The 23,297-nt window shown below is 66.9% G+C and carries 20 protein-coding genes and 2 pseudogenes; 11 read left to right on the plus strand and 11 right to left on the minus strand.

The genetic code is table 11. From position 1 onward, the window contains the following. Window positions 1-43: 43 nt before the first annotated feature. The 5 genes from ACSQ89_RS29640 to ACSQ89_RS29660 all read right to left on the minus strand — a co-directional run bounded on the left by ACSQ89_RS29640 (window position 44) and on the right by ACSQ89_RS29660 (window position 6,127). Window positions 44-1,639, minus strand: coding sequence for an FAD-dependent oxidoreductase (locus tag ACSQ89_RS29640; protein ID WP_436296606.1), 1,596 nt, complete (start codon window positions 1,637-1,639; stop codon window positions 44-46). Next, on the minus strand, window positions 1,640-3,181 hold the full coding sequence (locus ACSQ89_RS29645; protein ID WP_436294124.1) for a polyamine aminopropyltransferase: 1,542 nt from the start codon (window positions 3,179-3,181) through the stop codon (window positions 1,640-1,642). 97 nt (window positions 3,182-3,278) lie between these two features. Beyond that, entirely contained in the window at window positions 3,279-3,500 is a 222-nt protein-coding gene (locus ACSQ89_RS29650; protein ID WP_093107114.1) for a DUF350 domain-containing protein, read from the minus strand. 21 nt (window positions 3,501-3,521) lie between these two features. Then, complete coding sequence (locus ACSQ89_RS29655) at window positions 3,522-5,000, minus strand: DUF4178 domain-containing protein (RefSeq protein WP_436294123.1); 1,479 nt, start codon at window positions 4,998-5,000, stop codon at window positions 3,522-3,524. Window positions 5,001-5,077: 77 nt separating this feature from the next. Further along, window positions 5,078-6,127 carry an SPFH domain-containing protein gene (locus tag ACSQ89_RS29660; RefSeq protein ID WP_436294122.1) on the minus strand — a complete coding sequence of 350 codons (1,050 nt, stop codon included), beginning with the start codon at window positions 6,125-6,127 and terminating at the stop codon, window positions 5,078-5,080. Between the two features lie 156 nt (window positions 6,128-6,283). On the opposite strand from ACSQ89_RS29660, the gene ACSQ89_RS29665 reads away from it, so the two are divergent. The 3 genes from ACSQ89_RS29665 to ACSQ89_RS29675 all read left to right on the plus strand — a co-directional run bounded on the left by ACSQ89_RS29665 (window position 6,284) and on the right by ACSQ89_RS29675 (window position 9,699). After that, on the plus strand, window positions 6,284-8,623 hold the full coding sequence (locus ACSQ89_RS29665; RefSeq protein WP_436296607.1) for an NADP-dependent malic enzyme: 2,340 nt from the start codon (window positions 6,284-6,286) through the stop codon (window positions 8,621-8,623). Between the two features lie 180 nt (window positions 8,624-8,803). After that, entirely contained in the window at window positions 8,804-9,217 is a 414-nt protein-coding gene (locus tag ACSQ89_RS29670; RefSeq protein ID WP_093107106.1) for a ribonuclease domain-containing protein, read from the plus strand. A 47-nt stretch (window positions 9,218-9,264) separates the two neighbouring features. Continuing rightward, window positions 9,265-9,699 carry a barstar family protein gene (locus ACSQ89_RS29675; RefSeq protein ID WP_093107358.1) on the plus strand — a complete coding sequence of 145 codons (435 nt, stop codon included), beginning with the start codon at window positions 9,265-9,267 and terminating at the stop codon, window positions 9,697-9,699. Between the two features lie 242 nt (window positions 9,700-9,941). Here the strand turns inward: ACSQ89_RS29675 and rsmA are convergent, their stop codons facing one another. The 3 genes from rsmA to ACSQ89_RS29690 are packed head-to-tail and all read right to left on the minus strand — an operon-like array spanning window position 9,942 to window position 14,540. After that, a complete protein-coding gene (gene rsmA / locus ACSQ89_RS29680; RefSeq protein WP_093107105.1) occupies window positions 9,942-10,715 on the minus strand; it encodes a 16S rRNA (adenine(1518)-N(6)/adenine(1519)-N(6))-dimethyltransferase RsmA in 774 nt (257 codons plus the stop codon). A gap of 17 nt (window positions 10,716-10,732) precedes the next feature. Next, on the minus strand, window positions 10,733-12,139 hold the full coding sequence (locus tag ACSQ89_RS29685; RefSeq protein ID WP_436294853.1) for a peptidylprolyl isomerase: 1,407 nt from the start codon (window positions 12,137-12,139) through the stop codon (window positions 10,733-10,735). A gap of 10 nt (window positions 12,140-12,149) precedes the next feature. Beyond that, window positions 12,150-14,540, minus strand: a complete 2,391-nt coding sequence (locus ACSQ89_RS29690; RefSeq protein ID WP_093107101.1) for an LPS-assembly protein LptD — start codon at window positions 14,538-14,540, stop codon at window positions 12,150-12,152. A 93-nt stretch (window positions 14,541-14,633) separates the two neighbouring features. On the opposite strand from ACSQ89_RS29690, the gene ACSQ89_RS29695 reads away from it, so the two are divergent. From ACSQ89_RS29695 to ACSQ89_RS29720, 6 genes and pseudogenes are all read left to right on the plus strand, one after another. Continuing rightward, a complete protein-coding gene (locus tag ACSQ89_RS29695; RefSeq protein ID WP_436294851.1) occupies window positions 14,634-15,728 on the plus strand; it encodes an aminoglycoside phosphotransferase family protein in 1,095 nt (364 codons plus the stop codon). Continuing rightward, on the plus strand, window positions 15,725-16,459 hold the full coding sequence (locus ACSQ89_RS29700) for a 16S rRNA (uracil(1498)-N(3))-methyltransferase (protein WP_093107098.1): 735 nt from the start codon (window positions 15,725-15,727) through the stop codon (window positions 16,457-16,459). The genes ACSQ89_RS29695 and ACSQ89_RS29700 overlap by 4 nt, the downstream gene beginning before the upstream one ends. A gap of 53 nt (window positions 16,460-16,512) precedes the next feature. Further along, on the plus strand, window positions 16,513-17,871 hold the full coding sequence (locus tag ACSQ89_RS29705; protein ID WP_436294850.1) for a M20/M25/M40 family metallo-hydrolase: 1,359 nt from the start codon (window positions 16,513-16,515) through the stop codon (window positions 17,869-17,871). A 31-nt stretch (window positions 17,872-17,902) separates the two neighbouring features. Continuing rightward, complete coding sequence (locus ACSQ89_RS29710) at window positions 17,903-18,373, plus strand: YidB family protein (protein ID WP_436294849.1); 471 nt, start codon at window positions 17,903-17,905, stop codon at window positions 18,371-18,373. Window positions 18,374-18,383: 10 nt separating this feature from the next. Continuing rightward, window positions 18,384-18,755: pseudogene (locus ACSQ89_RS29715) on the plus strand (MFS transporter); the annotation flags it as partial. Between the two features lie 11 nt (window positions 18,756-18,766). After that, window positions 18,767-18,889: pseudogene (locus tag ACSQ89_RS29720) on the plus strand (IS630 family transposase); the annotation flags it as partial. 120 nt (window positions 18,890-19,009) lie between these two features. Here the strand turns inward: ACSQ89_RS29720 and ACSQ89_RS29725 are convergent. Continuing rightward, window positions 19,010-19,630, minus strand: a complete 621-nt coding sequence (locus ACSQ89_RS29725) for a helix-turn-helix domain-containing protein (RefSeq protein ID WP_436294848.1) — start codon at window positions 19,628-19,630, stop codon at window positions 19,010-19,012. A 157-nt stretch (window positions 19,631-19,787) separates the two neighbouring features. Between ACSQ89_RS29725 and ACSQ89_RS29730 the strand changes: the two genes are divergently transcribed. After that, window positions 19,788-20,018: a helix-turn-helix domain-containing protein gene (locus ACSQ89_RS29730; RefSeq protein WP_436294847.1), complete on the plus strand. Its 231-nt coding sequence runs from the start codon at window positions 19,788-19,790 to the stop codon at window positions 20,016-20,018. 9 nt (window positions 20,019-20,027) lie between these two features. Here the strand turns inward: ACSQ89_RS29730 and ACSQ89_RS29735 are convergent, their stop codons facing one another. After that, window positions 20,028-20,879, minus strand: coding sequence for a lysophospholipase (locus ACSQ89_RS29735; protein WP_436294846.1), 852 nt, complete (start codon window positions 20,877-20,879; stop codon window positions 20,028-20,030). Next, entirely contained in the window at window positions 20,876-22,369 is a 1,494-nt protein-coding gene (locus tag ACSQ89_RS29740) for a M20 family metallopeptidase (RefSeq protein ID WP_436294845.1), read from the minus strand. Before ACSQ89_RS29740 ends, ACSQ89_RS29735 begins: the two co-directional genes overlap by 4 nt. 115 nt (window positions 22,370-22,484) lie before the next feature. Between ACSQ89_RS29740 and ACSQ89_RS29745 the strand changes: the two genes are divergently transcribed. Further along, on the plus strand, window positions 22,485-23,294 hold the full coding sequence (locus ACSQ89_RS29745) for a DUF72 domain-containing protein (protein WP_436294857.1): 810 nt from the start codon (window positions 22,485-22,487) through the stop codon (window positions 23,292-23,294). Window positions 23,295-23,297 lie beyond the last annotated feature (3 nt).

The raw sequence follows: 23,297 nt of genomic DNA on the forward strand, positions 1-23,297 counted from the left end.
TCACTCCGGATTGGCGCATTTTGCGCCAATCCGCAAAATCACGTCAAGCAGCGGCTCCACCGGCCGCTGCCAGATGTCCGCGCGTGAACGCTTCTTCGAAGATCGAATAGCCCGACCAGTCGCTGTGCGCGAAGGCGAGCCGGCCGGCGGCGACGCGCTCACGCGCGCCGAGCTGGCCGAGCTGGCCGAGCAGGCCGGGCGCCGGTATCGCCATCGCATGGCCGTAGCGCGTGATCTCGATGCGGGTGGCGAGCCCGGCGAGGTCCGGATGGGGCAGCGAGAGTTCGGCCAGCAGGTCGTCGCGCCAGGCCGTCCATGGGCGATCGAGCAGCCGGCGGCGGCCGTCCGGCCCATCGTAGGCACTGGGGCCGAGCGGGCGATACCAGCTCAGCACGGTGGCACCCGGCGTGGGGTCCAGCGCCTGGTGGCGCGCGTCGACATAGCCGAGCCCGCGCGTGCCGTAGATCACGTTGTCCCAGCTCGGCGCCGCGCCGGGCCGGTCGGCCAGCGGAGCTCGCAGATGCACGTTGGCGACCAGCCACGGCGCGTAGCCCAGGTGCGCGGCCGCGTGGCGCAACAGCTCGGGCGGGTTCTCGACCACGCGCGCGGCGATGAACATCGGCAACGCAACGATGCAGCGCTCGGCCTGCCAGCGCACGCGCGACCGGGTGGCGACATCGAAGGCATCGACCTCGACCCCGGAACGGGTGTCCGCGATGCGCACGACGGCATGGCCCGCCTTCAAGCGATCGCCGAGCGGGTCGGCGAGCCGGCGCGTGAGCCAGCCGTTGCCCTCGGGCCAGGTCAGCACCGCATCGCGCTCGGCTCCATCATCTCCCGGCGCATGGAAGCCATGGCGGCTGGCGAAGTAGTGGATGCCGGCCCAGGCCGAGACCTGGGCGATGCCGGCGCCGTAGTCGTCGCGGCAGCTGTAATCGAGGTACCAGCGCAGATGCGGATCGGTAAAGCCTTCGCGATCGAGCCAGACACCGAAGGGGACGGCGTCCAGCGCCAGCAAGAGCGGCGCAGGTTGCGCCCGCAGCACGGGTATCGAGAAACGCGCCGTGTGCCGCAAGGCCTCCACGCGCTGCGAAAACCGGCGGTACTGCGTCAGCGTGGCCTCGCCCACGCCCCGCACGGGCAACAGGCCGTCCTGCCACGTGCCTTGAAAAAACAGGCGTTCCTGCGGGCTGTGGCACAGGTGGCGCTCCTCGTATTCCCAGCGGCCCGCCACGCGCCGGCGCATGCCCAGTTCTTCGAGCAGCTCCTGCACTTCATGCGCCTCGTCGCCCGGCACCGGCAGGTAGTGCGCGCCGAGCGGGCAAGCGATGCCGCCGACCTGGCCGCCGCGGCTGTTCCCGCCGGCCGTGTCCTCGAGTTCGAGCAGCACGAAGTCCTCGATGCCGGCGAGCCGCAACGCCCGTGCGGCGGCGAGGCCGGCCACGCCGCCGCCGGCGATGACGACGCGCGTACGGCGCACGCCGGCAGGCGCGCCGGCGCGCCAGGCGCCATCGCGCAACGCGTGGCCGCGCTCTACATCGATGCCGGTGAAGCCGCCTTCAATCACGTGTGGCGCCTCGCAGCCTCCAAGGGCTGCGGCCCCGGCAGCCGTAGCTGCAAGGAATTCGCGGCGCTTCATCTAGTGCCCCGTGACCTTGCCCCATTCCCGCTCGTAGGTCGTGACCAGCGTCTGGTTCGACAACCGGTTCACCTCGGCCGGCACGCGCGCCATGTCGCGCGGGAACTCGAACAGTTGCGGCAAGGCGGGCAGCGCAAGAAAGCGCAGCCCCTCGGGCATGGCATCGGGCAGCCGGTAGGGCCGCCGGCTCGCGATGATGTAGCCCCACTCGCCGAAGCTCGGCACATGAGCGTGATAGGGCGTCGCCAGCAGGCCGACCGATTCGACGGTGGCGGCCACGGTCCAGAAGCTCTTGCACGCCACCAGCGGCGAGGTGGTCTGGATCACGGCATAGCCGCTCGCGGACAGCCGCTTGTCGAGCAGCGCATAGAAGGAGTTGGTGTAGAGCTTGCCGATCGCGAAGTTGGTCGGGTCGGGGAAATCGACCACGATCACGTCGAACATCTCGCTGTTCTGCTGCAGCCACTGGAAGGCGTCGGTGTTGACGATGCGGACCTTCGGCGACTTCAGCGCACCGCCGTTCAGCGCCGCCAGGGTCTCGTGCTCGCTGAAAAGCCGCGTCATGTGGGGATCGAGCTCGACCAGCGTGATGCTTTCCACCGAGGGGTACTTGAGGATCTCGCGCACCGCCATGCCGTCGCCGCCGCCGAGCACGGCAACTTTCTTCGGCGCACCGTGCGCGGCCATCACAGGATGCACCAGCGCCTCGTGGTAGCGGTACTCGTCGCGCTCCGCGAACTGCAAGTTGCCGTTGAGGAACAGGCGATGTCCGGCGGCGCCGCGCGTGACCACGATGCGCTGGTAGGGCGAACTCGCGCTGAACACGATGCGATCCTGGTAGAACTTGTCTTCCGCCAGCGTCGTGATGTGCTCGGAGAACACGAAGGCGCCGGCCAGCGCGGCCAGCGCCAGCACGCAGGCCAGCGCATGCGCGCCGACGCGGCGCAGCTCATGGCGAAACAGCCACAGCGCCCACAGCGCCACCGCCGCGTTCATGAGGCCGAAGAGCAGGCCGGTGCGGATCATGCCGAGCTGCGGCACCAGGACCAACGGGAAGGCGACCGACACCGCCAGCGCGCCGAGGTAGTCGAAGGTCAGCACCTGCGAGACCAGCTCCTTGAGCATCACGTTGCGCCGCAGGATGCGCATCACGAGCGGGATCTCGAGCCCGACCAGCGTGCCGACCACCAGCACCAGCCCGTAGAGCAGCAGGCGGAAGGCGCCAGGGACGTAGGCGTTGGCGATGAAGAGCAGGGCCGGCAGCGCGCCGCCGACGAGCGCCACCATCAGCTCGATGCGCAGGAAATGCGCTGGCAGCTGGCGCTCGAAGTAGCGCGAGAGCCAGGAGCCCACGCCCATCGCGAACAGGTAGGTGCCGATGATGGTGCTGAACTGCAGCACCGAGTCGCCGAGCAGGTAGGAGCTCAGCGCCGCCGCGCTCAGCTCGTAGACCAGCCCGCAGGCCGCGACCACGAACACGCTGGCGAGCAGCGCGACTTCGACGGGCTGCGGGCCGCTCCCCGCAGCGGGGCGCGCGGACATGGGCGCTTCGTTCATCGGTCGCCGCCGGGCCGCCCCAAGGCGGCCGAGCCTCCCCCGCGGGGGGTGGCGAAGCACACGAAGTGGCAAGCCGGGGGGCTCAATGGATCGCTGCGGCCACGATGACGCAGATGCCGAGACTCATCGCGGCCACCACCAAGCCGAGCGCCACGTTCTGCTTCTCGACGATCTCCTGCCACAGGTCATAAGGCGTGAGCTTGTCGATGATCAGGAAGGTGACCCAGAACACCAGCACGCCGACGACCGCGTAGAGCAGCGAGCCCAGGAAGGCCGCGGGCCGTAACCATTCAATTCCCAACATGAGGACCTCCGGAAAAAAACGTCATTTGTGGCCGCCGCCACTTGAATAGCCGCCAAAAGAGCCGCCCGAGCTGCGCGAACCGCCGCTCGAACTGCTGCAGGTGCTCAGGATGATCAACAGGATGATGATCACCACGATGATCAGGATGATCGTGCCGCAGCCGAGGCTGGAGGCTGCGCTCACGGGCAGCGCATCGCTGCGCTTGAACATGTCTTTCTTGCCGTCGAGCTTGAACGCGGCAGCCACGGCCGCGCTGTCGACCTTGCTGCCCGAGGACCAGGTCAGCTCCTTGGCCGAACGCTCCATCGACAGCAGCGCGCTGCCGCTGGCGAAATCGCGATTGAAGCTCTTCTGTCCGCGCTCGACCTGCCAGTAGAACTCGCCCGCCACGTAGCCGGTCTCGGCGTTGTAGGCGTACTGCTGCTGATAGACCTTGCCGAGGTAGGTGGCCCGCGAGCCGTTCTCGGCCATGGTCGGCGCGCCCGTGGTGGGCTTGACCATGCTCCAGCCGTCTTCGGCATCGACCAGGAAGCTGAAGCCGCGCTTCTTGTTGTAGAGCAGGTACTCGTTCCAGCCGAAGTGCTCGTCGTCGCCGGGTGCCACGCCCATGCGGTGCTGGAAGCCGACCACCTGCCACTGCGCACCCTGGAACTGGCCCACGGTGCCGATCGGGATCAGCGGCTGGACCGGCTCGTCCTGTACGGCATGCTTCAGCTCGCCGCCGATGCCCTGCGTCAGGTCGATGATGCTGTTGCAGGCGCGGCATGTGATGCTCTTGCTGTCCGCCAGGTTGACGGTGACCGGCGAGCCGCAGTTCGGGCAATTGAAGCTGCGGCCCCTCTCGTCCTTGGCCGATTCGTCGCGCAAGCCGGTGAGCTGCAGGTCTTCGAGCTGCACCGCGCGGCCGAGGTAGGCGCCCGGCGGCTGGGTGTCGTAGTCGAGGCTGAGCACCAGCCCCTTGTCGCTGCGCAGCTCGACCACCGCGAAGGGCCGGCCGAGTTCGGGCAGCCGTGGCAGCTCGCCCTGCGCCGAGACCAGCCTGACCTGCTCGTTCGAGGCCACCGTGTAGCTCTGGCCGTTGAAGACGGTGGTGGCGCCGACGCGCAGCTCGGCCGGATGCGGGGCCTCGCGCTGCAGCTCGAAGGGCAGCGAAAAGACGAAGGCGCCGTTGTCCTCGCTCAGGATGCCGGTGCGGTCGCCGTCGAGTGCCGCGATCCACTCGGTCCAGCGTCCGCCGTCGTAGCTGTATTGCAGGCGCCCGACCAGCGTGAAGGGCTGGTCCTGGATGCGGCCGGCGGCGAACAGCTGCAGCGGGCTGAAGTCGTCGAACAGCTCCGCCATCTTGCCGGTGCGCGCGAGCGTGTCGCCCTGGCGCACCACGGTGCTCTGGCAATAGGGGCAGACGGCGTGCGTCGACTGCGCCGAACGGAATTCGACCGGCGCGCCGCAGCCCGGGCAGGGCGCGCGGTAGTAGCGCTGCTGGGAGGAGTCGGTGGCCACGAAAGGCGACGGCAGGGGCCCGCTCGCTGCGAGCTCGTCGAAGAGGCTTCGACAAGCTCAGCCCGAACGGAACGGGCTCAGACCAGCTTTTTCAGCAGATCCGCCTTCTTGGCGTCGAATTCTTCCTGCGTGAGGATGCCCTTGGTCTTCAGTTCGCCCAGCTTCTCGAGTGTGGTCATAACATCGGCCGGGCTGACCACCGCGACCGCAGCTTGCGCCGGCGCAGCGACCGGTGCGCCGGGCGCGCCCTGGCTCAAGCCCTGCGCGAGGTTCTGCGCCAGCACCTGGCCCAGCGCCACGCCGGCGCCCAGACCCATCGCGTCGCCCGCGATGCCGCTGCCGCCACCGGCGCCCTCGGCGAACTTCGGGATGGCCTGCGCCGTCTGGTACTGCATGAACTTGCTCATGTCGTTGCCGACCATGCCCATGCCGATCTTCTGGTCGAGGATCTTCTGCAGCTCTTCCGGCAGCGAGACGTTCTGGACCGTGATGGCCTCGAGCTTGATGCCGATCTTGGCGAACTCGGGCACCAGCTGCGCCGCGAGCGCCTGCGCGAACTGGATCTGGTTGGCTGCCAGGTCGAGAAAAGGCACGCCGCTGGAAGCGATCGCGTTGCTGATGTTCTGCAGCACCAGGCCGCGCAACTGGCCGTCGAGATCGGCCACCGAATAGATGTCGCGCGTGCCCGAGATCTCGGTGTGAAACAGCTTGGCGTCGCCGATGCGGAAGCTGTAGTTGCCGAAGGCGCGCAGGCGCACGGCGCCGAAATCCTTGTCGCGGATCGTGATCGGCTGGGGCGTGCCCCATTTCTGGTCGACCTGCTGGCGCGTGCTGAAGAAGTAGACGTCGCTCTTGAACGGGGACTCGAAGAGCTTGTCCCAGTTCTTGAGGTAGGTGAGCACGGGCAGCGTCTGCGTCGTGAGCTTGTACATGCCCGGACCGAACACGTCGGCCACCTGGCCCTCGTTGACGAACACCGCGATCTGCGACTCGCGCACGGTGAGCGAGGCGCCGTTCTGGATTTCCATCTCAGCCATCGGGAAGCGCCAGGCCAGCGTTCCGTCGCCGGTCTCAGTCCACTGGATGATGTCGATGAACTGTTTCTTGATGAAATCCATCAGCGCCATGGTCGCTCCTCGTCAGGTTTTTCTGAGCTGGGCATATTGCCACATCGGCTTGACGCCTCGGCGCTTTTTGCCGCCCTGCGCCTCGGGCTGTGCCCTTGGAGCCCGAGGTCTACAATCGGCGCCCCTCACAAGAAGCGTTGCACGGAGCCAAGGCACATGTCAGATCTGACCTCCCCGATTTCCACGCCCGAAGACAAGCGCGCCGAATTGCGCCGGGCCGCGCTCGAATACCACGAGCTTCCGGTCCCGGGCAAGATCGCGATCGCGGCGACCAAGCAGATGCTCAACCAGCGCGACCTGGCGCTGGCCTACTCGCCCGGCGTGGCGGCACCTTGCGAGGAAATCGTCAAGGACCCGGTCAACGCCTTCAAGTACACCGCGCGCGGCAACCTCGTTGCGGTCATCACCAACGGCACCGCCGTGCTGGGCCTCGGCGACATCGGGCCGCTGGCCGCCAAGCCGGTGATGGAAGGCAAGGGCGTCCTGTTCAAGAAGTTCGCCGGCGTCGACGTGTTCGACATCGAGATCGACGAGAAGGACCCGGCCAAGCTGGTGGAGGTCATCGCCGCGCTGGAGCCGACCTTCGGCGCCATCAACCTCGAAGACATCAAGGCACCGGACTGCTTCTACGTCGAGCGCGAGCTGCGCAAGCGCATGAAGATCCCGGTCTTCCACGACGACCAGCACGGCACGGCGATCACGGTGGCGGCCGCCATGCTCAACGGCCTGAAGGTGGTGGGCAAGGACATCTCGCAGGTCAAGCTCGTCACCTCGGGCGCCGGCGCCGCGGCGCTGGCCTGCCTGAACCTGCTGCTGAAGGTCGGTCTGAAGCGCGAGCACGTGTTCGTGACCGATCTCGCCGGCGTGGTCTACGAAGGCCGCACCGAGCTGATGGACGACGACAAGCGCCAGTACATGCAAAAGACCTCGGCGCGCTCGCTGGCCGAGGTGATCGAAGGCGCCGACGTGTTCCTCGGCCTCTCGGCCGGCGGCGTGCTCAAGCCCGCGATGGTGGCGAAGATGGCGGCCAAGCCGGTGATCTTCGCGCTGGCCAATCCCAACCCCGAGATTTCGCCCGAGGACGCGCATGCCGTGCGCGGCGACGTGGTCATGGCCACCGGGCGCACCGACTACCCGAATCAGGTCAACAACGTCCTGTGCTTCCCCTACATCTTCCGCGGCGCGCTCGACTGCGGCGCGACCACCATCACCGACGAGATGGAAGTCGCAGCGGTGCATGCCATCGCCGAACTCGCGCAGGCCGAGCAGAGCGAGCGCGTGGCTGCCGCCTATGTCGGCGAAAAGCTCAGCTTCGGTCCCGAGTACCTGATTCCGAAGCCCTTCGACCCGCGGCTCATGATGAAAATCGCGCCGGCCGTGGCCAAGGCCGCGGCCGAGAGCGGCGTCGCGCTGCGCCCCATTGCGGACCTGGACGCCTACCGCGACAAGCTGCAGAGCTTCGTCTACGCCTCGGGCACCACGATGAAGCCGATCTTCGACGCCGCCAAGCGCGCGCCGAAGAAGCGCGTCGCCTACTGCGAGGGCGAGGAAGAGCGCGTGCTGCGGGCGGCGCAGATCGTGGTGGACGAAGGCATCGCCCGTCCCACGCTGATCGGCCGGCCCGCGATCATCGCCCAGCGCATCGAGAAGTTCGGCCTGCGTCTCAAGGAAGAGCTGGACTACGACATCGTCAACGTCGAGCACGACCATCGCTACCGCGACTTCTGGCAGACCTACCACCGCATGACCGAGCGCAAGGGCACGACGGTGCAGACCGCCAAGATCGAGATGCGCCGCCGCCTGACGCTGATCGGCGCCATGCTGCTGCACAAGGGCGACGTGGACGGCATGATCTGCGGCACCTGGGGCACCACCGCCATCCACCTGCATTACATCGACCAGGTGATCGGCAAGCGCCCGGGCGGCTGTCCCAACACGCCGCAGGACGTGCCGATCTATGCCTGCATGAATGGCCTGCTCCTGCCCGACCGGCAGGTGTTCCTGGTCGATACGCACGTCAACTACGACCCGACGCCCGAGGAGCTCGCCGAGATCACCACCATGGCGGCCGAGGAAATGATGCGCTTCGGCCTCAAGCCGAAGGCGGCGCTGCTGTCGCATTCCAACTTCGGCAGCAGCAACCAGCCCAGCGCGGTCAAGATGCGCCAGACCCTCGATCTGCTGCGTGTGCAAGCACCATGGCTGGAAGTCGACGGCGAAATGCACGGCGACGTCGCTTTGGACGGCAAGCAGCGTGCCGCCGTCATGCCGCACAGCGCGCTGGCCGGCAACGCCAACCTGCTGGTCTTCCCGAACATCGATGCGGCCAATATTTCCTACAACCTGCTCAAGACGGCGGCAGGCGGCAACATCGCCATCGGCCCGGTCCTGCTCGGCGCGGCCAAACCTGTGCACATTCTCACGGCGAGCGCGACTGTTCGCCGGATCGTGAATATGACAGCCCTCACAGTTGCCGACGCAAACGCCGAACGATAGGCGCAAACGCGACAGCGGTCGCTAACTTCAAAGACCCGCATAGACCCTGGCGCCTGCTCAAAGATTGAGCAGGCGCTTGCTATTTGTGCGCCTCTGGTGCACACTTGCGGCCTTGAATTTGCGGGTTAACCCGAAGGTTGCCCCCCGATTCGGCCCTCGCTCTTTTCCTTCTGGTGCCCCATGGCGGCTTACGCCTCGATCACGTCCCGTGTCTCCAAGTTTGTGCTCACTAGCTTGATGCTCGTAGCCCTCACTGCCGGAGCCCAGGCCCGTGAATGGTCCGGCACCCACGCCGTTCAGCCGGCACAGGAAACGATCGCTCTGGCCGAATTGCCGGTGCAGGGCCAGCGCACTTATGGGGCCATATTGAACGGTGGTCCCTTCCGGCATGAGAAAGACGGCACGGTGTTCGGCAACCGCGAACGCTTGTTGCCGCGAGAGCGACGAGGCCACTACCGAGAGTACACGGTCGATACACCCGGCTCGCGCGATCGTGGTGCACGGCGCATCGTCTGCGGAGGCGAGCGCACGGCGCCGGCGATGTGCTGGTACACGGCAGACCACTATGCAAGTTTCAGACGGATCGTGCCATGAGCAATGAATTGGATTGGAGCGGCGCACCCAAGCGCTCAGAAGAAATGATGACGACGACAACTATGGAAAGACCAGCGGAGATGACCCTATCCCTTCGTTCCGTGCGACCTAACATCGTGCAGTCGATTCGCGCTTTTCGCGTGAGCGACCTGCAGGAGGCGGCGCATGCGGCGGGCCAGCACTTCCTCTACGCCAACCTGGGCAATGCCCAGACCAAGCAGGACGTGCTCGATCTGATCGCTCAGCAGTTCACCTTTCCGCAGCATTTCGGCAAGAACTTCGACGCGCTGTACGACTGCATGACCGACCCGCTGCATAAATCAGGCCCGCAGCCCGGCTTCGTCATCGTGCTCGAGCAGATTCCGGCCAATGCCAAGTTCGACAAGGAAGCCCGCGAGCAACTGCTCGACATCTTCCGCGACGCCGCCGACTACTGGGGGGACCGGAAGATACCGTTCAGGTGCTTCTATTCTTTTCTGTAGCCCGTTCTGCACACACCAGCCAAGCAGAACGGGCTAACGAGGCTCAACAGAACGCTGCCGCTCCGGTTTCCGGCATCGATCTCCCACCCACCGACCCGGCGGCCGAAAAGATGCCGACCGACAAACTGGTCGACGTGTCCCCGCTGGCGCTGCGCATGAGCAGCCCCTTCAACGCCGGCTATTGGCTCGCCGCAGCCTGACGGCACCACGCCAAGAAAAAGCCCGTCTTCGACGGGCTTTTTTCATGGCGGGACGGCCTGTGCGAGCGCAACGTATTCATCCACTGGGACCTCCTCGGCGCGACGCTGCGTGTCGAAGGTGCCGGCAAAGCCGTGCTGCTCCAGCCACTTGCCCAAGGTGTGGCGCAGCAGCTTGCGGCGCTGGCTGAAAGCGACCTGCACGATCTCGCCGAGCCGCGCCGCATCGACCTGCGGCGGCGCAGCAAAGGGCACCATGCGCACCACCGCGCTGTCGACGCGCGGCGGCGGCTCGAAGCTCTCCGGCGGCACGAACAGCACGTTGTCCATCGCATAGCGCCACTGCAGCATCACGCTGAGGCGGCTGTAGTCCGAGGTGGCCGGCTTCGCGACCATGCGGTCGATGACTTCCTTCTGCAGCATGAAATGCTGGTCGGCAATCAGGTGCGCATAGCCCAGCAGATGAAACAGGATCGGCGTCGAGATGTTGTAGGGCAGATTGCCCACCACGCGCAGGGCCGCTGCCGGGGGCTTGACCAGGCTGGCCGCCAGGGCAGCGAAGTCCACCTTCAGGACGTCGGACTCGATCACCTCGAGCTGGCCATGGGCGCGCAGCCGCTGCGCCAGGTCGCGGTCGAGTTCGATCACTGTGAGCCGCCCCAGTCGCTCCACCAGCGGTTGCGTGAGCGCCGCGAGGCCCGGCCCGATCTCGACCATGGCATCGCCCGGCTCGGGTGCGATCTCGCGCACGATCGCGTCGATGATGCCCGCGTCGGACAGGAAATGCTGCCCGAAGCGCTTGCGCGCGATGTGTTTCACCTCAGGGCGTCACCGCGTCAGGACTGCGGCGGCTCGCGGTATTCGACGTAGGCCCGCGCCCGGATTTCCTGCGCCCAGGTTTCGAAGGCTTCCTCGACCTTCTTCTCGCGCAGCACGGCACGGGCGGCTTCGCGCTGCTCGGCCTGGCTCAGCTTGGCGTCGCGCCGCGCAACCACCTGGATCAGGTGCACGCCGAAGCGCGAAACGACAGGATCGCTGAGCTGGCCCGGCGCCAGCCGGTTCATCGCCTCTTCGAACTCGGGCACGAACTGGCCGGGGCGCGACCAGCCCAGGTCGCCGCCCTCCTTGGCGCTGGCATCCTGCGAGTTGTCCCGCGCCAGGCCGGCGAAGTCGCCGGTGCCCTTCTGGATCCGCTCCTTGAACTCGGCCAGCTGGGCGACGGCTTGCGCCGTGCTGCGCTTGGCATCGCTGCGCAGCAGGATATGGCGCACCTGGGTCTGCGTGACGACGGCATCGGCGGCGCCGGGCTGGCTCTTGGCCAGCACCTTGAGCACGTGGAAGCCGGCGCCCGAGCGGATCGGCCCTGCGATGCCGTTGACCGCCGTCGATTGCGTCGCGTCGACGAACAGGCTCGGGTAGCGGTCGGCGCTGCGCATGCCCAACGCGCCGCCGACGGCGCGATCCGGCGAATCGGAGAATTCCTGCGCGAGCTTGGCGAAGTCTTCACCGGCGCGGGCACGCTGCGCGACGCCCTGCGCACGCTGCTGCAGCGAAGCGACTTGCGCGTCGCTCGCGCTCTCGGGCACGGCGACCAGTACCTGGGCGATATTGATGTTCTGCGTCGCGGCATTGGGGGAGGTCCGCTGGTCGCGGATGAACTGGTCGACCTCGATATCGCTGACCTTGACCTTGGCCTCGACCTCGCGGTCGCGCAGGCGCGTGAGCAGGAGCTGGTCACGCAGGTCGTTGCGGAAGGTCTGCGGCGAGATGCCCTCGGCCGCGACGCGGCTGCGCAGCTCGACCAGGCTCATCTGGTTCTGGCGCGCCACCGTCTGTTCGGCCTGGTCGATCGCGAGTTCATCGACCTTGATGCCGGCTTCCTTGGCCTGTTGCAGCTGGGCGCGTTCGGCGATGAGCCGTTCGAGCACCAGGCGCGTGAGCTCGGCGCGCGGCACGCGCTGCGCCTCGGCGTTTTCCTTCAGGATTCGCTCGACCCGCGTCTGCACTTCGGTGTTGGTGATGGGCTCCGAATTGACCAACGCCACGATGTATTCGGCCGAGCGCTGCACCGGCGCTGCCGGCGGGGCGGTGCGCGGTGCGGCGGGCGCCGGTGCGAGGCGCGGACCTGCGCGCATGATGTCCGTGATGCCGAGGCCGGGGCGCTGCCCTTGTCCTTGCGCGCCGGCCGCCGCGGCCAGCGTTGCGAGGCACGCCAGGGTGAGGATGGAGCGGATGTGGTTCATGGCAAGAAGCTCAGTCGTAATTGGTGAAGCGGCTCGGTGCAGCCACCGGTTGACGCAGGGGCTGGTAGCGCTGGATGTTCTGTGTCAGCGTGCGCTTCGGGCTCGAACCGATGGCGGCGAATCCAACGAACTCCAGCTGGAACATGATGCGCGTCGCGGCCGTGACTTGGCCAGTGCTGATGCGTTCCAGCACCACGCGGCCGATCCAGCAGCAGCCGTCGTATTCGAAGCCGAGCACGCCGTCGGTGAGCTTGCGGTCCTGCAGACTGTAGTTGAGACGGCCGACGGCGTACCAGCGCCCGCCGCCCTGGCCGCGGCCCGGACCGAGGTCTTGGCCCTTGTCGCCCCACAGGTCGTTCAGCGGCCATTGCCAGCTCACGTCGATCGACTTGTTGCCGTCCGTCGCGGTCGGCGTGCTGTTCGCCTGGTAGCGGTAGGCCGCGCTGATGTTGCGGTACGAGCCGGGGTTGTAGCGCGCGCTGATCGCCGTCCGCGTCGACTTGTGGTCGTCAGGGTTGTACTGCAGCGTGGTGTCCACGCTCCATTTCGGCGTCCAGTTGATCTGGGCCCCGAGCAGCACGTCGCTGAGCCGGTCGGTCACGGCGGTGGTATTGGGCAGCGTGACGCGCTGGTCGCTGAAGCGCAGGCGCTGGGCAATGCCGAAGCGCGCGGCTTCGGCGCCGCTTTCGGGATCGATCAGGCGCGTCGTCACGCCCAGCGTGAGCAGGTTGCTGTCCGAGATGCGGTCGTTGCCGGAAAACGCGTTCTCGGTGTAGACGGTCGCGAAGTTGAAGTCGTTGGACGCCGAGTCGTAATTCGGCAGCAGGCTCTGGTCACGGTAGGGCGTGTAGACGTAGAACGCGCGCGGCTCCAGCGTCTGGCGGAACGCGCGGCCGAAGAAGTTGGCGTCGCGCTCGAAGATCATGCCGCTGTCGAGGCTGAAGGTCGGCACCGTCCGGCTGGCCGAGCTCGCGCCGTTGGCGAGCGGTGCCTCGAACTGGTAGGAGGTCGTATGCAGCTGCACCTTCGGGATGACGAAGGTGCCGGGCGTGAGAAAGGGCCGACTCAGCGACGCCAGCGCAAAGACGCGCTCGCCGTTGGGCTGACCCTGCTGCACCGGGTCGGCGCGGAAGCGCGTGTAGTCGGTGTTGAGCGAGAAATCGAAACCGTGCCAGTCGTACTTGTTGTAGTTGGCGGTGATCTGCGGCAGCCGGTCGTAGGGCGGGAGGATGGGCGAGGGCGCGTACTGCAGCGTCTGGTAGCTCAGCGTGCGTGCGGCGCCGCTCCAGTCGCCCTTGCTCCAGTTGAGCGAGGCATCGTTGGACAGCAGGCGCTGCGTCAGCGAGGGTGTGCGCGTGAAGTCGCGCCAGTAGTCGTCGTCGCTGACGCGGTTGAAGTTGATCGTGGCGCCCAGCGAGTCCAGGCCGTAGGACTTGGCATCGAAGGTCTGCTGGTGGTGCGTCCAGATGCCCCAGCGCTTGCGGTTGCGCAGGCTGTCGGTCGGCATGTAGTCGACGCGGGCCTCGCCGTTGTACTTCTCCTCGAGGTAGCGGAACTCGGTGCCGAGATTCACGCCGCGCTTGCTCATCAGGTTCGGGTAGAAGGTCGCGTCGCGATTGGGCGCGATGTTCCAGTAGTACGGCGCTGTGATGTCGACACCGTTCACGCTGTCGATGCCGATGGTCGGCGGCAGCCAGCCGCTCTTGCGGTCGTTGCCGAGCGGAAAGCTCAGCGACGGAAAGGGCGGGGTGCTGATGCCCATGAAGCTCAGGCGCGCATCGGTGGCGACGCCGACGTTCTCTTCGGTGTCGGTCGTGAGGGTCGCGGCGCTCAGCAGCCAGGCAGGCATCCAGCCAGGATAGTCTTCGCGCCGGCAGGTGGTGTAAGTGGCGCGCCGGGCGACCGAGATATTGCTGTCGACGAAGTCGATACGCTCGGCATCGCCCCCCCCGCCCGTCGCCAGGAAGCGATAGCGCACGTTGTTGAAGAAGCCTTCGAAGGTCTCGAGCTTGAGCTCCAATTCAGGCCCCTCGTAGACGTTGCCGGCCTGGTTGACGCGGACGTTGCCGCGCGCCTTGGCGAGGTCGTCGGGCTGGTAGTACTCGAGCCGGTCGGCATGAATCACGGTCTCGCCGCGGCGCAGGGAGGCGTTGCCTTCGACCACCGTTTCGAGATCGGGCCGCCCGGAAATGCGGTCGCCGTCGACAAAGCTCGGCAATTGGCCGCGCTGCGCCTGCGGGATGGTCTCGACGAGTTGCGGGGTGCGCTTGAGAGTGAGCGGCGCGTCCAGACCGGCGTCCTGTGCCGACGCGCCGTGCGCTTGAAGCAGTGCCAGCGACAGCACGGCCAGCGGCAAAGGCGGGCGGCACCGGCGCCAGGCAGCTCGGGTCAGGTCAGGCATCGGTACGGAACGGAGAGGTCTTCGGGGAATTGGCGCCAGCGGCTGGCGGGTTGCGGAGGTCCGCGCCGGGCGGATTTGTAGAATCGATTATCCATGACAGCTTCCCCGCCCCCGGCCAGCGGCGCCGCGACGCCTTCCTACCCGTTCAGCTGGAGCGATCCGGAGCGCGCCAAGGCTTTCGCGCAATGGCTTGAACACATCGCAGAGCGGCATCGGCTGTTGCCCGCGACCGTGCGCCTCGCCTCGGCCGACGCGAGCTTCCGGCGCTACTTCAGGATCGACACCAGCGACGCCGCGATGACGCGGATCGTGATGGACGCGCCCCCTGCCCAGGAGAACAGCGCCCCGTTCGTGCACGTCGCCAAGCTGATGCGCGCGGCCGGCCTGACCGCGCCGCAGGTGCTCGAATGGGAAGAGGCCCAGGGCTTCCTGCTGCTCGACGACCTCGGCCGGCAGACCATGCTCGAGGTGATCGACCCGGCCGATTCGGATGCGGCACGGCCGCTCTACGCCCAGGCGATCGATGCGCTGATCCACTGGCAGCTGGCGTCCAGGCCCGACGTGCTGCCGCCCTACGATCGGGCGCTGCTGGAGCGCGAGCTGGCGCTCTTTCCGGAGTGGTACATCGCGCGGCACCGCGGCATGCGCGTGGAAGGCCAGCTGCAGGAGCGCCTCGAACGCAGCTTCAAGCTGATCGTCGAGAACAACCTGGCCGCGCCGCGCGTCTACGTGCACCGCGACTTCATGCCGCGCAATCTGATGATCACCGGTGGCCCCACGCTCGGGGTGCTGGATTTCCAGGACGCGGTCCATGGCCCGATCACCTACGATATCGCGAGCCTGATGCGCGATGCCTTCCTGAGCTGGGACGAAGACTTCGTTCTCGATGTCACGGTGCGTTACTGGGAACAGGCGCGCAAGGCCGGGCTGCCGGTCGACGAGGACTTCGGCGCCTTCTACCGCGCAGTCGAGTGGATGGGCCTGCAGCGCCACCTGAAGGTCGCCGGCATCTTCGCGCGGCTGACGCTGCGCGACGGCAAGCCGAGGTACCTGGCCGACACCCCGCGCTTCATCGCCTACATCCGCGCGACCGCCGGCCGCTATCGCGAACTCACGCCGCTCTTGCGCGTGATCGACGAGGTCGAAGGCACGCAGGCCGCCACCGGCTTTGCGTACGGGCGGATGTGACGCCGCGCTTCCATTGCGCCGTGACCCTGGCCGCCGGCAGCGCGCTGGCGCTGCCGCCCGGCGCCGCACGCCACGTGCAGGTGCTGCGCATGCAGCCGGGCGATGCGCTGACGCTGTTCGACGGCAGCGGCGGCGAGTACGCCGCCACGGTGGAGCGCATGGGCCGCAGCGAAGTGACGGTCCAGGTCGAGAATCACATCGCCGTCGAGCGGGAGGCGCCGCGCGCCGTGCACCTGGCGATCGGCATGCCGGCCAACGAGCGCATGGACTGGCTGGTCGAGAAGGCCACCGAACTCGGCGTGGCGAGCATCCAGCCGCTGATGACCGCCCATGGCGTGCTGCGCCTGGCTGGCGAGCGCGCCGACAAGAAGCGCGCGCACTGGGAGGCGATCGCCATCGCCGCCTGCGAACAATGCGGCCGCAACCGCTTGCCGCTGATCCACCCAGTGCGCGCCCTGGCCGGCTGGATCGACATGCCGCCGATCGACGATGCGGAGCGCTTCGTCCTGAGCCTGGCCGAGGGCACCTGCGACATGCGCGAGATCCGCGAGCGGACGTCGGTCACCGCGCTTCGCCGCGCCTGCGTTCTGAGCGGCCCCGAGGGCGGCCTGAGCGCCGCCGAGGAGCAGGATGCGATCGCGCGCGGCTTCGCACCGCTCACGCTCGGGCCGCGCGTGCTGCGCGCCGAGACCGCGGCCCTCGCGGCGCTTGCATTGCTTGCGGGCCAGTGACCAGAATTTCTTCCTTTCCTCCATCACCCCATCGAGCCCAAGGCCGCCAACGCATGTCTTCCCTCCATTCCGTTCCGTCGCGCCTCGCGCCCGTTCTGCTTGCCGCCCTTTGCGCCGCCGGCGCCGTCCATGCGCAAGGCACGGCCGTGGCGCCGACGCCCACGCAGGTGAAGCCGGCCGTCGACCAGGCCTATACGCAACTCCTGGCCGCGCCCGCCGTCAAGCAGCTGCTCGATGCGGTCAAGGCCGACCACGAGCGTTCGATCGAGGACCTCAAGCTGCTCACCGAAATCGAAGCGCCGCCCTTCAAGGAGCAGAAGCGCGCCGAGACCTTTCTCGCCCGCATGAAGGCGCTGGGGCTCGCGGATGCGCGCATCGACAGCGAGGGCAATGTGGTGGGCCTGCGCAAGGGCACGGGCAACGGACCGAAGCTGCTGGTCTCGGCCCATCTCGACACGGTCTTTCCCGCCGGCACCGACGTCAAGGTGAAGGAGCGCGACGGCAAGCTCCACGCGCCCGGCATCTCGGACGACACGCGCGGCCTCGCGGTGCTCCTGTCGTGGCTCAAGGTGCTCAACGACAACAAGGTGCAGACCGTGGGCGACCTGCTCTTCGTCGGCAACGTCGGCGAAGAGGAGCTGGGCAACTTGCGCGGCATGAAGGCCATCTTCCGCGACCACCTCGACATCGACGGCATGGTGGGCGTGGAGCCCGCGCCCGACGGTACCGTGCTGGTCCTCGGCACCGCCAGTCATCGCTACGAAGTGAGTTTCAAGGGACCCGGCGGCCACAGCTATGCCGCCTTCGGCCAGGTGCCGAGCGCGATCCACGGCATGGGCCGCGCGATCGCCAAGATCGCCGAGATCAGGACGCCCAGCTTTCCGAAGACCACCTTCACCGTCGGCACCGTCGGCGGCGGGACGTCGGTCAACACCATTGCACCCGACGCGCGCATGGCGGTCGACATCCGCTCCGACGAGATGGGCGCGCTGCTCGACACCGAGAAGAAGGTGCTGGCCGCGATCGAGGAAGCGGTGGCGGAGGAAAACAAGCGTTGGAATGTGACGACGCTCGCCGTGTCCAACAAGCTGATTGGCGATCGGCCGGGCGGGCGCACGCCTTCGGATTCGCCGATCGTCGAAGCGGCCATCCGCTCGAACAGCGCCTTCGGCCACAAGACCCTGCTGACCGGCGCCAGCACCGACGCCAACGTGCCGATGTCGCTCGGCATCCCGGCCATCATCATCGGCGGCGGCGGCAAGACCGGCGGCTTTCACTCGCTCTCCGAATGGATCGACGTGACAGACGGGTGGAAGGGCGCGCAGAATTCCCTGGCGACCGTGCTGGGGCTGGTCGGCGTGCAAGGCGTGAGCGAGCCCCTGCTGCCGAAGCGTCCGCCGCGGTCGAAGTAGGCCATCTCCCCCATTACTTCAGGAGCCCACCATGGGATTGCTCGATTCGGTACTCGGACAGGTGCTCGGCGGTGCACAGCCACAGGCCCAGGACGGCAGCATAGGCAGCCGCGGCGGCATGGGCGGCGGACTCGGTGATCTCGGCGGCCTCGCGGATGCGCTCGGCGGGCTGCTCGCCAACAATGGCGAGCAGGGCGGTCTGGGCGGCCTGGTCTCGAAGTTCGAGCAGGCCGGCATGGGCGACGTGATCGGCTCCTGGGTCGGCAAGGGCGAGAACGCGCCGATCTCGGGCGGGCAGCTGCAGGACGTGCTGGGCAGTGACGTGATCTCGAGCATCGCGCAAAAGCTCGGCATCAACGCGGCGACGCTGCTGCCGATGCTGGCCACGCTGCTGCCCACGCTGATCGATCAGCTCACGCCCAAGGGCCAGGTGCCGGCCGAGGGCCTGGGCAACCAGGACGACCTGCTGTCCTCGTTGAGCGGCCTGCTGCAGAAGGGTTGAACAGGTCTCGATGAAGCGCAATCTCTGGCTGCTCGCCGTTTGCCAGGGCTTGTTCCTGACCAACAACGTCACCTTCATCGCGATCAACGGCCTCGTGGGTCTGGCGCTCGCACCGCGCGGCTGGATGGCCACGCTGCCCGTGATGGGCTACGTGGTCGGCGGCGCACTCGCTACCGGCCTGGTGGCGCGCACGCAGCAGCGCTTCGGGCGGCGCCACTCGTTCCAGATCGGCCTTGCGGTGGCGCTGGGCTCGGCTCTGCTGTGCGCGCAAGCCGCGGTCTGGAAAGACTTCTGGTTGCTGTGCTTCGCCACGGTGGTGGCCGGCTACTACAACGCGAACGCCAGCCTCTACCGTTTTGCCGCCGCCGAATTGGCCGCTCCTGACGGGGGGCCATCGATCTGTATGTGACCCAGCACAATGCCAACCCCAAACCGTTCATCTGGACGGCCAGCGCGACCGACATCCTGGCCAAGGTCACGCGCGCCAAAGCTGCGCTGGCACGGACCACAAGATAAGTACATATCTGAGTGGCGCACTACACTAGGACACGGTGGCGGCCTCAGTACGTTGGTTGGCTTGCCGCGAAATTGATTCGCGCCGCTGAACTCGCGTGCCGCCCATGGCGGGGAGGGCAGCTACTCTCGAATGGTGAAGACCACAACCAGGTAGCTCACCGGATGCTGCAACACCTCCTCAATCCCGTGCAGTACGCTGGCCTCGAAGAGCAGAGAGTCGCCCTCGCGAACCTCCGCGACCCGTTCCCCAAAGCGATAGCGTACCCGGCCGGTCTTCATGTGAAGGAACTTCATTCCCGGGTGCTGAAAGCTTACGTAGGGCTTTGCGTTCTCTAGCAGTTCAACGAGGTACGGTTCGACAAAGAGATTGCCGGACAGCACATGTCCCAGTAACTGGTATCGGTAGTCGGCGACGGCACCGCTGCGATCGACAATGACTCCTTCGCCTGCTCGCACGAACGACAGGTCGTTTCTGGCTGGTTGGTCGGAGAAGAAGCGGGAAAGCGGCACATCAAGGCCAGCTGCGATCCGCCTGAGGGTCTCGACTGAAGGTGAAACTAAGCCGCGTTCGACGCGGGATAGCATGGAGCGAGATATCCCAGTGGCTCGCGACATATCGCCGGCCGTCTGATCGGACGCAACGCGTAAGGCCTTGATCTGTTCGCCGAGCCTGAGTACGTATTCGCTTTTCGCCGCTGCGGCGGGGCGCTGCGGGTTGGCACGAGCAACTGCTTGAAGCATCGCAGACCTTCTGGCAGCTGGTAACGGAAAGGCCAGGAGAGATTTGTGCACAGGCCTGCCTGGGCGGTTGATGGGGGTGGCCACGGCTGTTGCTCAACAAATAGATGCTACTTAACGTCTGTCGACTTTAAGTCATCCAAACGTAATTCTCAACCGCATGAGCGGTGGGGCAAGAACCTTGGAATCGGCGAGGGCCAGACTGGCCCGGCATCTTCGCGCGCTGCGTGCGGAGCGTGGACTTTCCCAGGAAGCATTGGCTGACATCGCCGCTCTGCACCGAACTTACGTTGGTTCAGTCGAGAGAAAGGAGCGCAATGTGTCGCTCGATAACATTGAGCGCCTTGCGATTGCGTTGGGTGTAGATGTGGCCGAGCTGCTCGCCAGGTAGCCGCGAGGGCTAGGGAGACGGGAAGCGCTCGCCGAGCCAGCGCTCCAGCGTCTCGAACACCGGCGTCGCATCGCGCTCGTTGAAGATCTCGTGATAGAGCGCCGGAAAGCAGGTGGCGCTGAGCACCGAAGCCGGCGCGGCGGCCGCGAAGGCGCGGCTGGCCGCAGGCTTCACGAGGCGATCGTCGCCCGCGTAGATCAGGAGCGTCGGCACCTGCCATTGCGGCGCGGCCGCCTGAACGACCGCACCTTCGTCGGCCAGAAAGCGCGCGAGCCGGGCGCCGATGCGATCGTGGCACAGCGGATCGTCGCGGTAGGCCTGCACCACGGCCGGGTCGTGCGAGAGGTAGTGGTCGTCGAGCCCGTTGCCCACGCGCAGATCGGGCGCCACGCGCGACAGCAGCGCGATCAGGAATTTCTGGAATGCGCCGAGGCCCGGATCCAGCCCCGGCGATGAAAGCACCAGCGCATCGACCTTGCGGACCGCCCGCGCCACGAAGCTTGCGGCGACCAATCCACCGAGGCTATGGCCCAGCAGCACCAGCGGCAGGCCGGGATGGCTGCGCCGCGTGTCGTCGACCACGAGCGCGAGATCGTCGACCAGCCGCATCACGCTGGGCAAGCCCCCGCGTGGACCGCTCGATGCGCCGTGGCCGTGGTGGTCGGCGGCACGCGCCGCGAAGCCCCAGTCGTTGAGCCGCTCGGCCACGCGCCGGTAACGGCCCGCATGCTCGCCGATGCCGTGCACCAGCAGGACGATGGCCTTTGCAGGAAGGTCGGAGGGCAGCGGCCACTCGTGGACGGCCAACGTTTCGCCGTCCGGCGTGCGCAGCGTGCTGTTCTGCGTGGGCTGCGGCTTCAAGCGGCGAGGGCGTGCGCCGCTGGCAGCGCGGCGATCACCTCGGCCACCGCCGCGGTCAGCTTCTTCGCATAGGGCACATGCAGGAACTCGTTGGGGCCGTGCGCATTGCTCTTGGGCCCCAGCACGCCGCAGACCATCATCTGCGCCTTCGGGAAGCCGACGCTCAGCATGCTCATGAGCGGGATGGTGCCGCCCTGGCCGATGTAGCCGCAATTGGCGCCGAAGTGCGCCTGCGACGCGGCATTGAGTGCACGCTCGAACCAGGGTGCGGTGCCGGGCGCGTTCCATCCGGTGGCGCCGCCGTTGCTGTCGAAGGTGACCCTGGCCTGGTAGGGCGCGTTGTCTTCGAGCAGCGTCTTGAGCTGCTGCACCGCCTGATCGGCATCGACCAGCGGCGGCAGGCGCAGCGAAAGCTTGAAGGCGGTGTAAGGACGCAACACGTTGCCCGCATCCTTCAATGCCGGGAAGCCTTCGGCACCCGTCACCGAGAGCGTCGGCTTCCAGGTGCGGTTGACCAGCGCCTCCACCGGGTCGCTGGTGGTCGGCAACGCGAACGCGGTCGCGCCGCCGCAGTCGTAGTGCGCCCACGGAAAGCGCTTGTAGACCTCGTCGCCGAGGATGGCTGCAGTGGCCTGCGCCTGCGCGAGCCTTTCGGCCGGCACCTCGCAATGGAAGCTCTCCGGCAGCAGGCGGCCGGTCTTGCTGTCTTCAAGGCGGTCCAGCACCTGCCGCATGACGCGGAAGCTCGAGGGCACGAGGCCGGAGGCATCGCCGGAGTGCACGCCCTCGGTCAGGATCTCCACCTTCAGCGTTCCGCTCGCCATGCCGCGCAGCGAGGTGGTGAGCCACAGCTGATCGTAGTTGCCGGCGCCCGAATCGAGGCAGATCACGAGGCCCACTTCGCCGAGGCGCGGACGCAGCGCGTCGATGTAGGGCAGCAGGTCGTAGGAGCCGGATTCTTCGCAGGTTTCGATCAGGCCCACGATGCGCGGATGCGCCACGCCCTGCGCCTTGAGCGCCTGCAGCGCCGCCACGCTCGCATACACCGCGTAGCCGTCGTCGGCGCCGCCGCGGCCGTAGAGCAGGCCGTCTTCGTATTTCGGCGTCCACGGCCCGAGGTCGTTGCGCCAGCCGGTGAACTCGGGCTGCTTGTCGAGGTGGCCGTACATCAGCACGGTTTCCTTCATCTCGGTGCCGGTGGCCGGCACTTCGAAGAAGAGCACCGGGGTGCGGCCTTCGAGCCGCACGATCTCGAGCTTCAGGCCCTCGACTTTTTGCGCCTCGACCCATCTGGCCGCATTCTGAAGAACGGTTTCGAGATAGCCGTTCTGCACCCAGTCCTTGTCGAAGCCGGGCGACTTGGCCGGGATCGCGATGTAGCCGGTGAGTTGCCTGAGGATGTCCTGGTCCCACTTGGACGAGACATCTGACAAGGCGCGCTCGGCATCGAGCAGGCCAGAGGGCATTTCGCGGTGCAGGGGAGCGTTCATGGGGTCTCCGCGTGTGAGAAGGGGCGTGGCGAATTATGGGCGCAGCTCGCCAAACCCGCAGGCCTTGGGCTAATCTCGCCGCTGCTTCAGAGTGGCAGCTTTTTCGAAAGGCGAGATCTTGAGCAGTACAAACAAGCGCATCCGCGTCGGCATCGGAGGTTGGACCTACGAGCCCTGGCGCAACAATTTCTATCCCGCCGGGCTGCCCCAGAGCCAGGAGTTGAGCTACGCCAGCCGGCAGCTCACGGCGATCGAAGTCAACGGCACCTACTACAGCAGCTTCAAGCCGCCGACCTTCAAGAAGTGGCATGACGAGACGCCCGACGATTTCATGTTCTCGCTCAAGGCATCGCGCTTCGCGACCAACCGCAAGCAGCTGTCGGCGGCCGGCGAGTCGATCGCGCGTTTCGTCGAGAGCGGCATCGCCGAACTGGGCAACAAGCTGGGGCCGATCGTCTGGCAGTTCATGCCCACCAAGGCTTTCGATGCGGAGGATTTCGAGGGCTTTCTCGCGCTGCTTCCGAAGAAGGAGGGCAGCCGCACGCTGCACCACGTGCTCGATGTCCGGCACGAGAGCTTCATGACGCCGGAGTACCTGGCGCTCGCGCGCAAGTACGAGGCCGCGACGGTCTTCACCGACGCCGACAAGTTTCCGTCCTTCGCCGACCTGACCGGCGAGTTCGTCTATGCGCGGCTGATGATGAGCGACGCCAAACTGAAAAGTGGCTATGCGCCGAAGGCGCTCGATGCATGGGCCGAGGCAGCCAAGATCTGGGCCGAGGGCGGTTCGCCGGCTGCGTTGCCGCGCGTCGAGAAGGCCGCGCCGAGGGCTGCCGCGGCGCGCGACGTGTTCATCTACTTCATCAACGGCGCAAAAGAAAAGGCACCGGCCGCAGCAGGTGCCTTGATTCAGCGCCTGGGCTGAACT

Source organism: Variovorax sp. LjRoot175 (assembly GCF_964253805.1).
Classification (GTDB): domain Bacteria; phylum Pseudomonadota; class Gammaproteobacteria; order Burkholderiales; family Burkholderiaceae_C; genus Variovorax.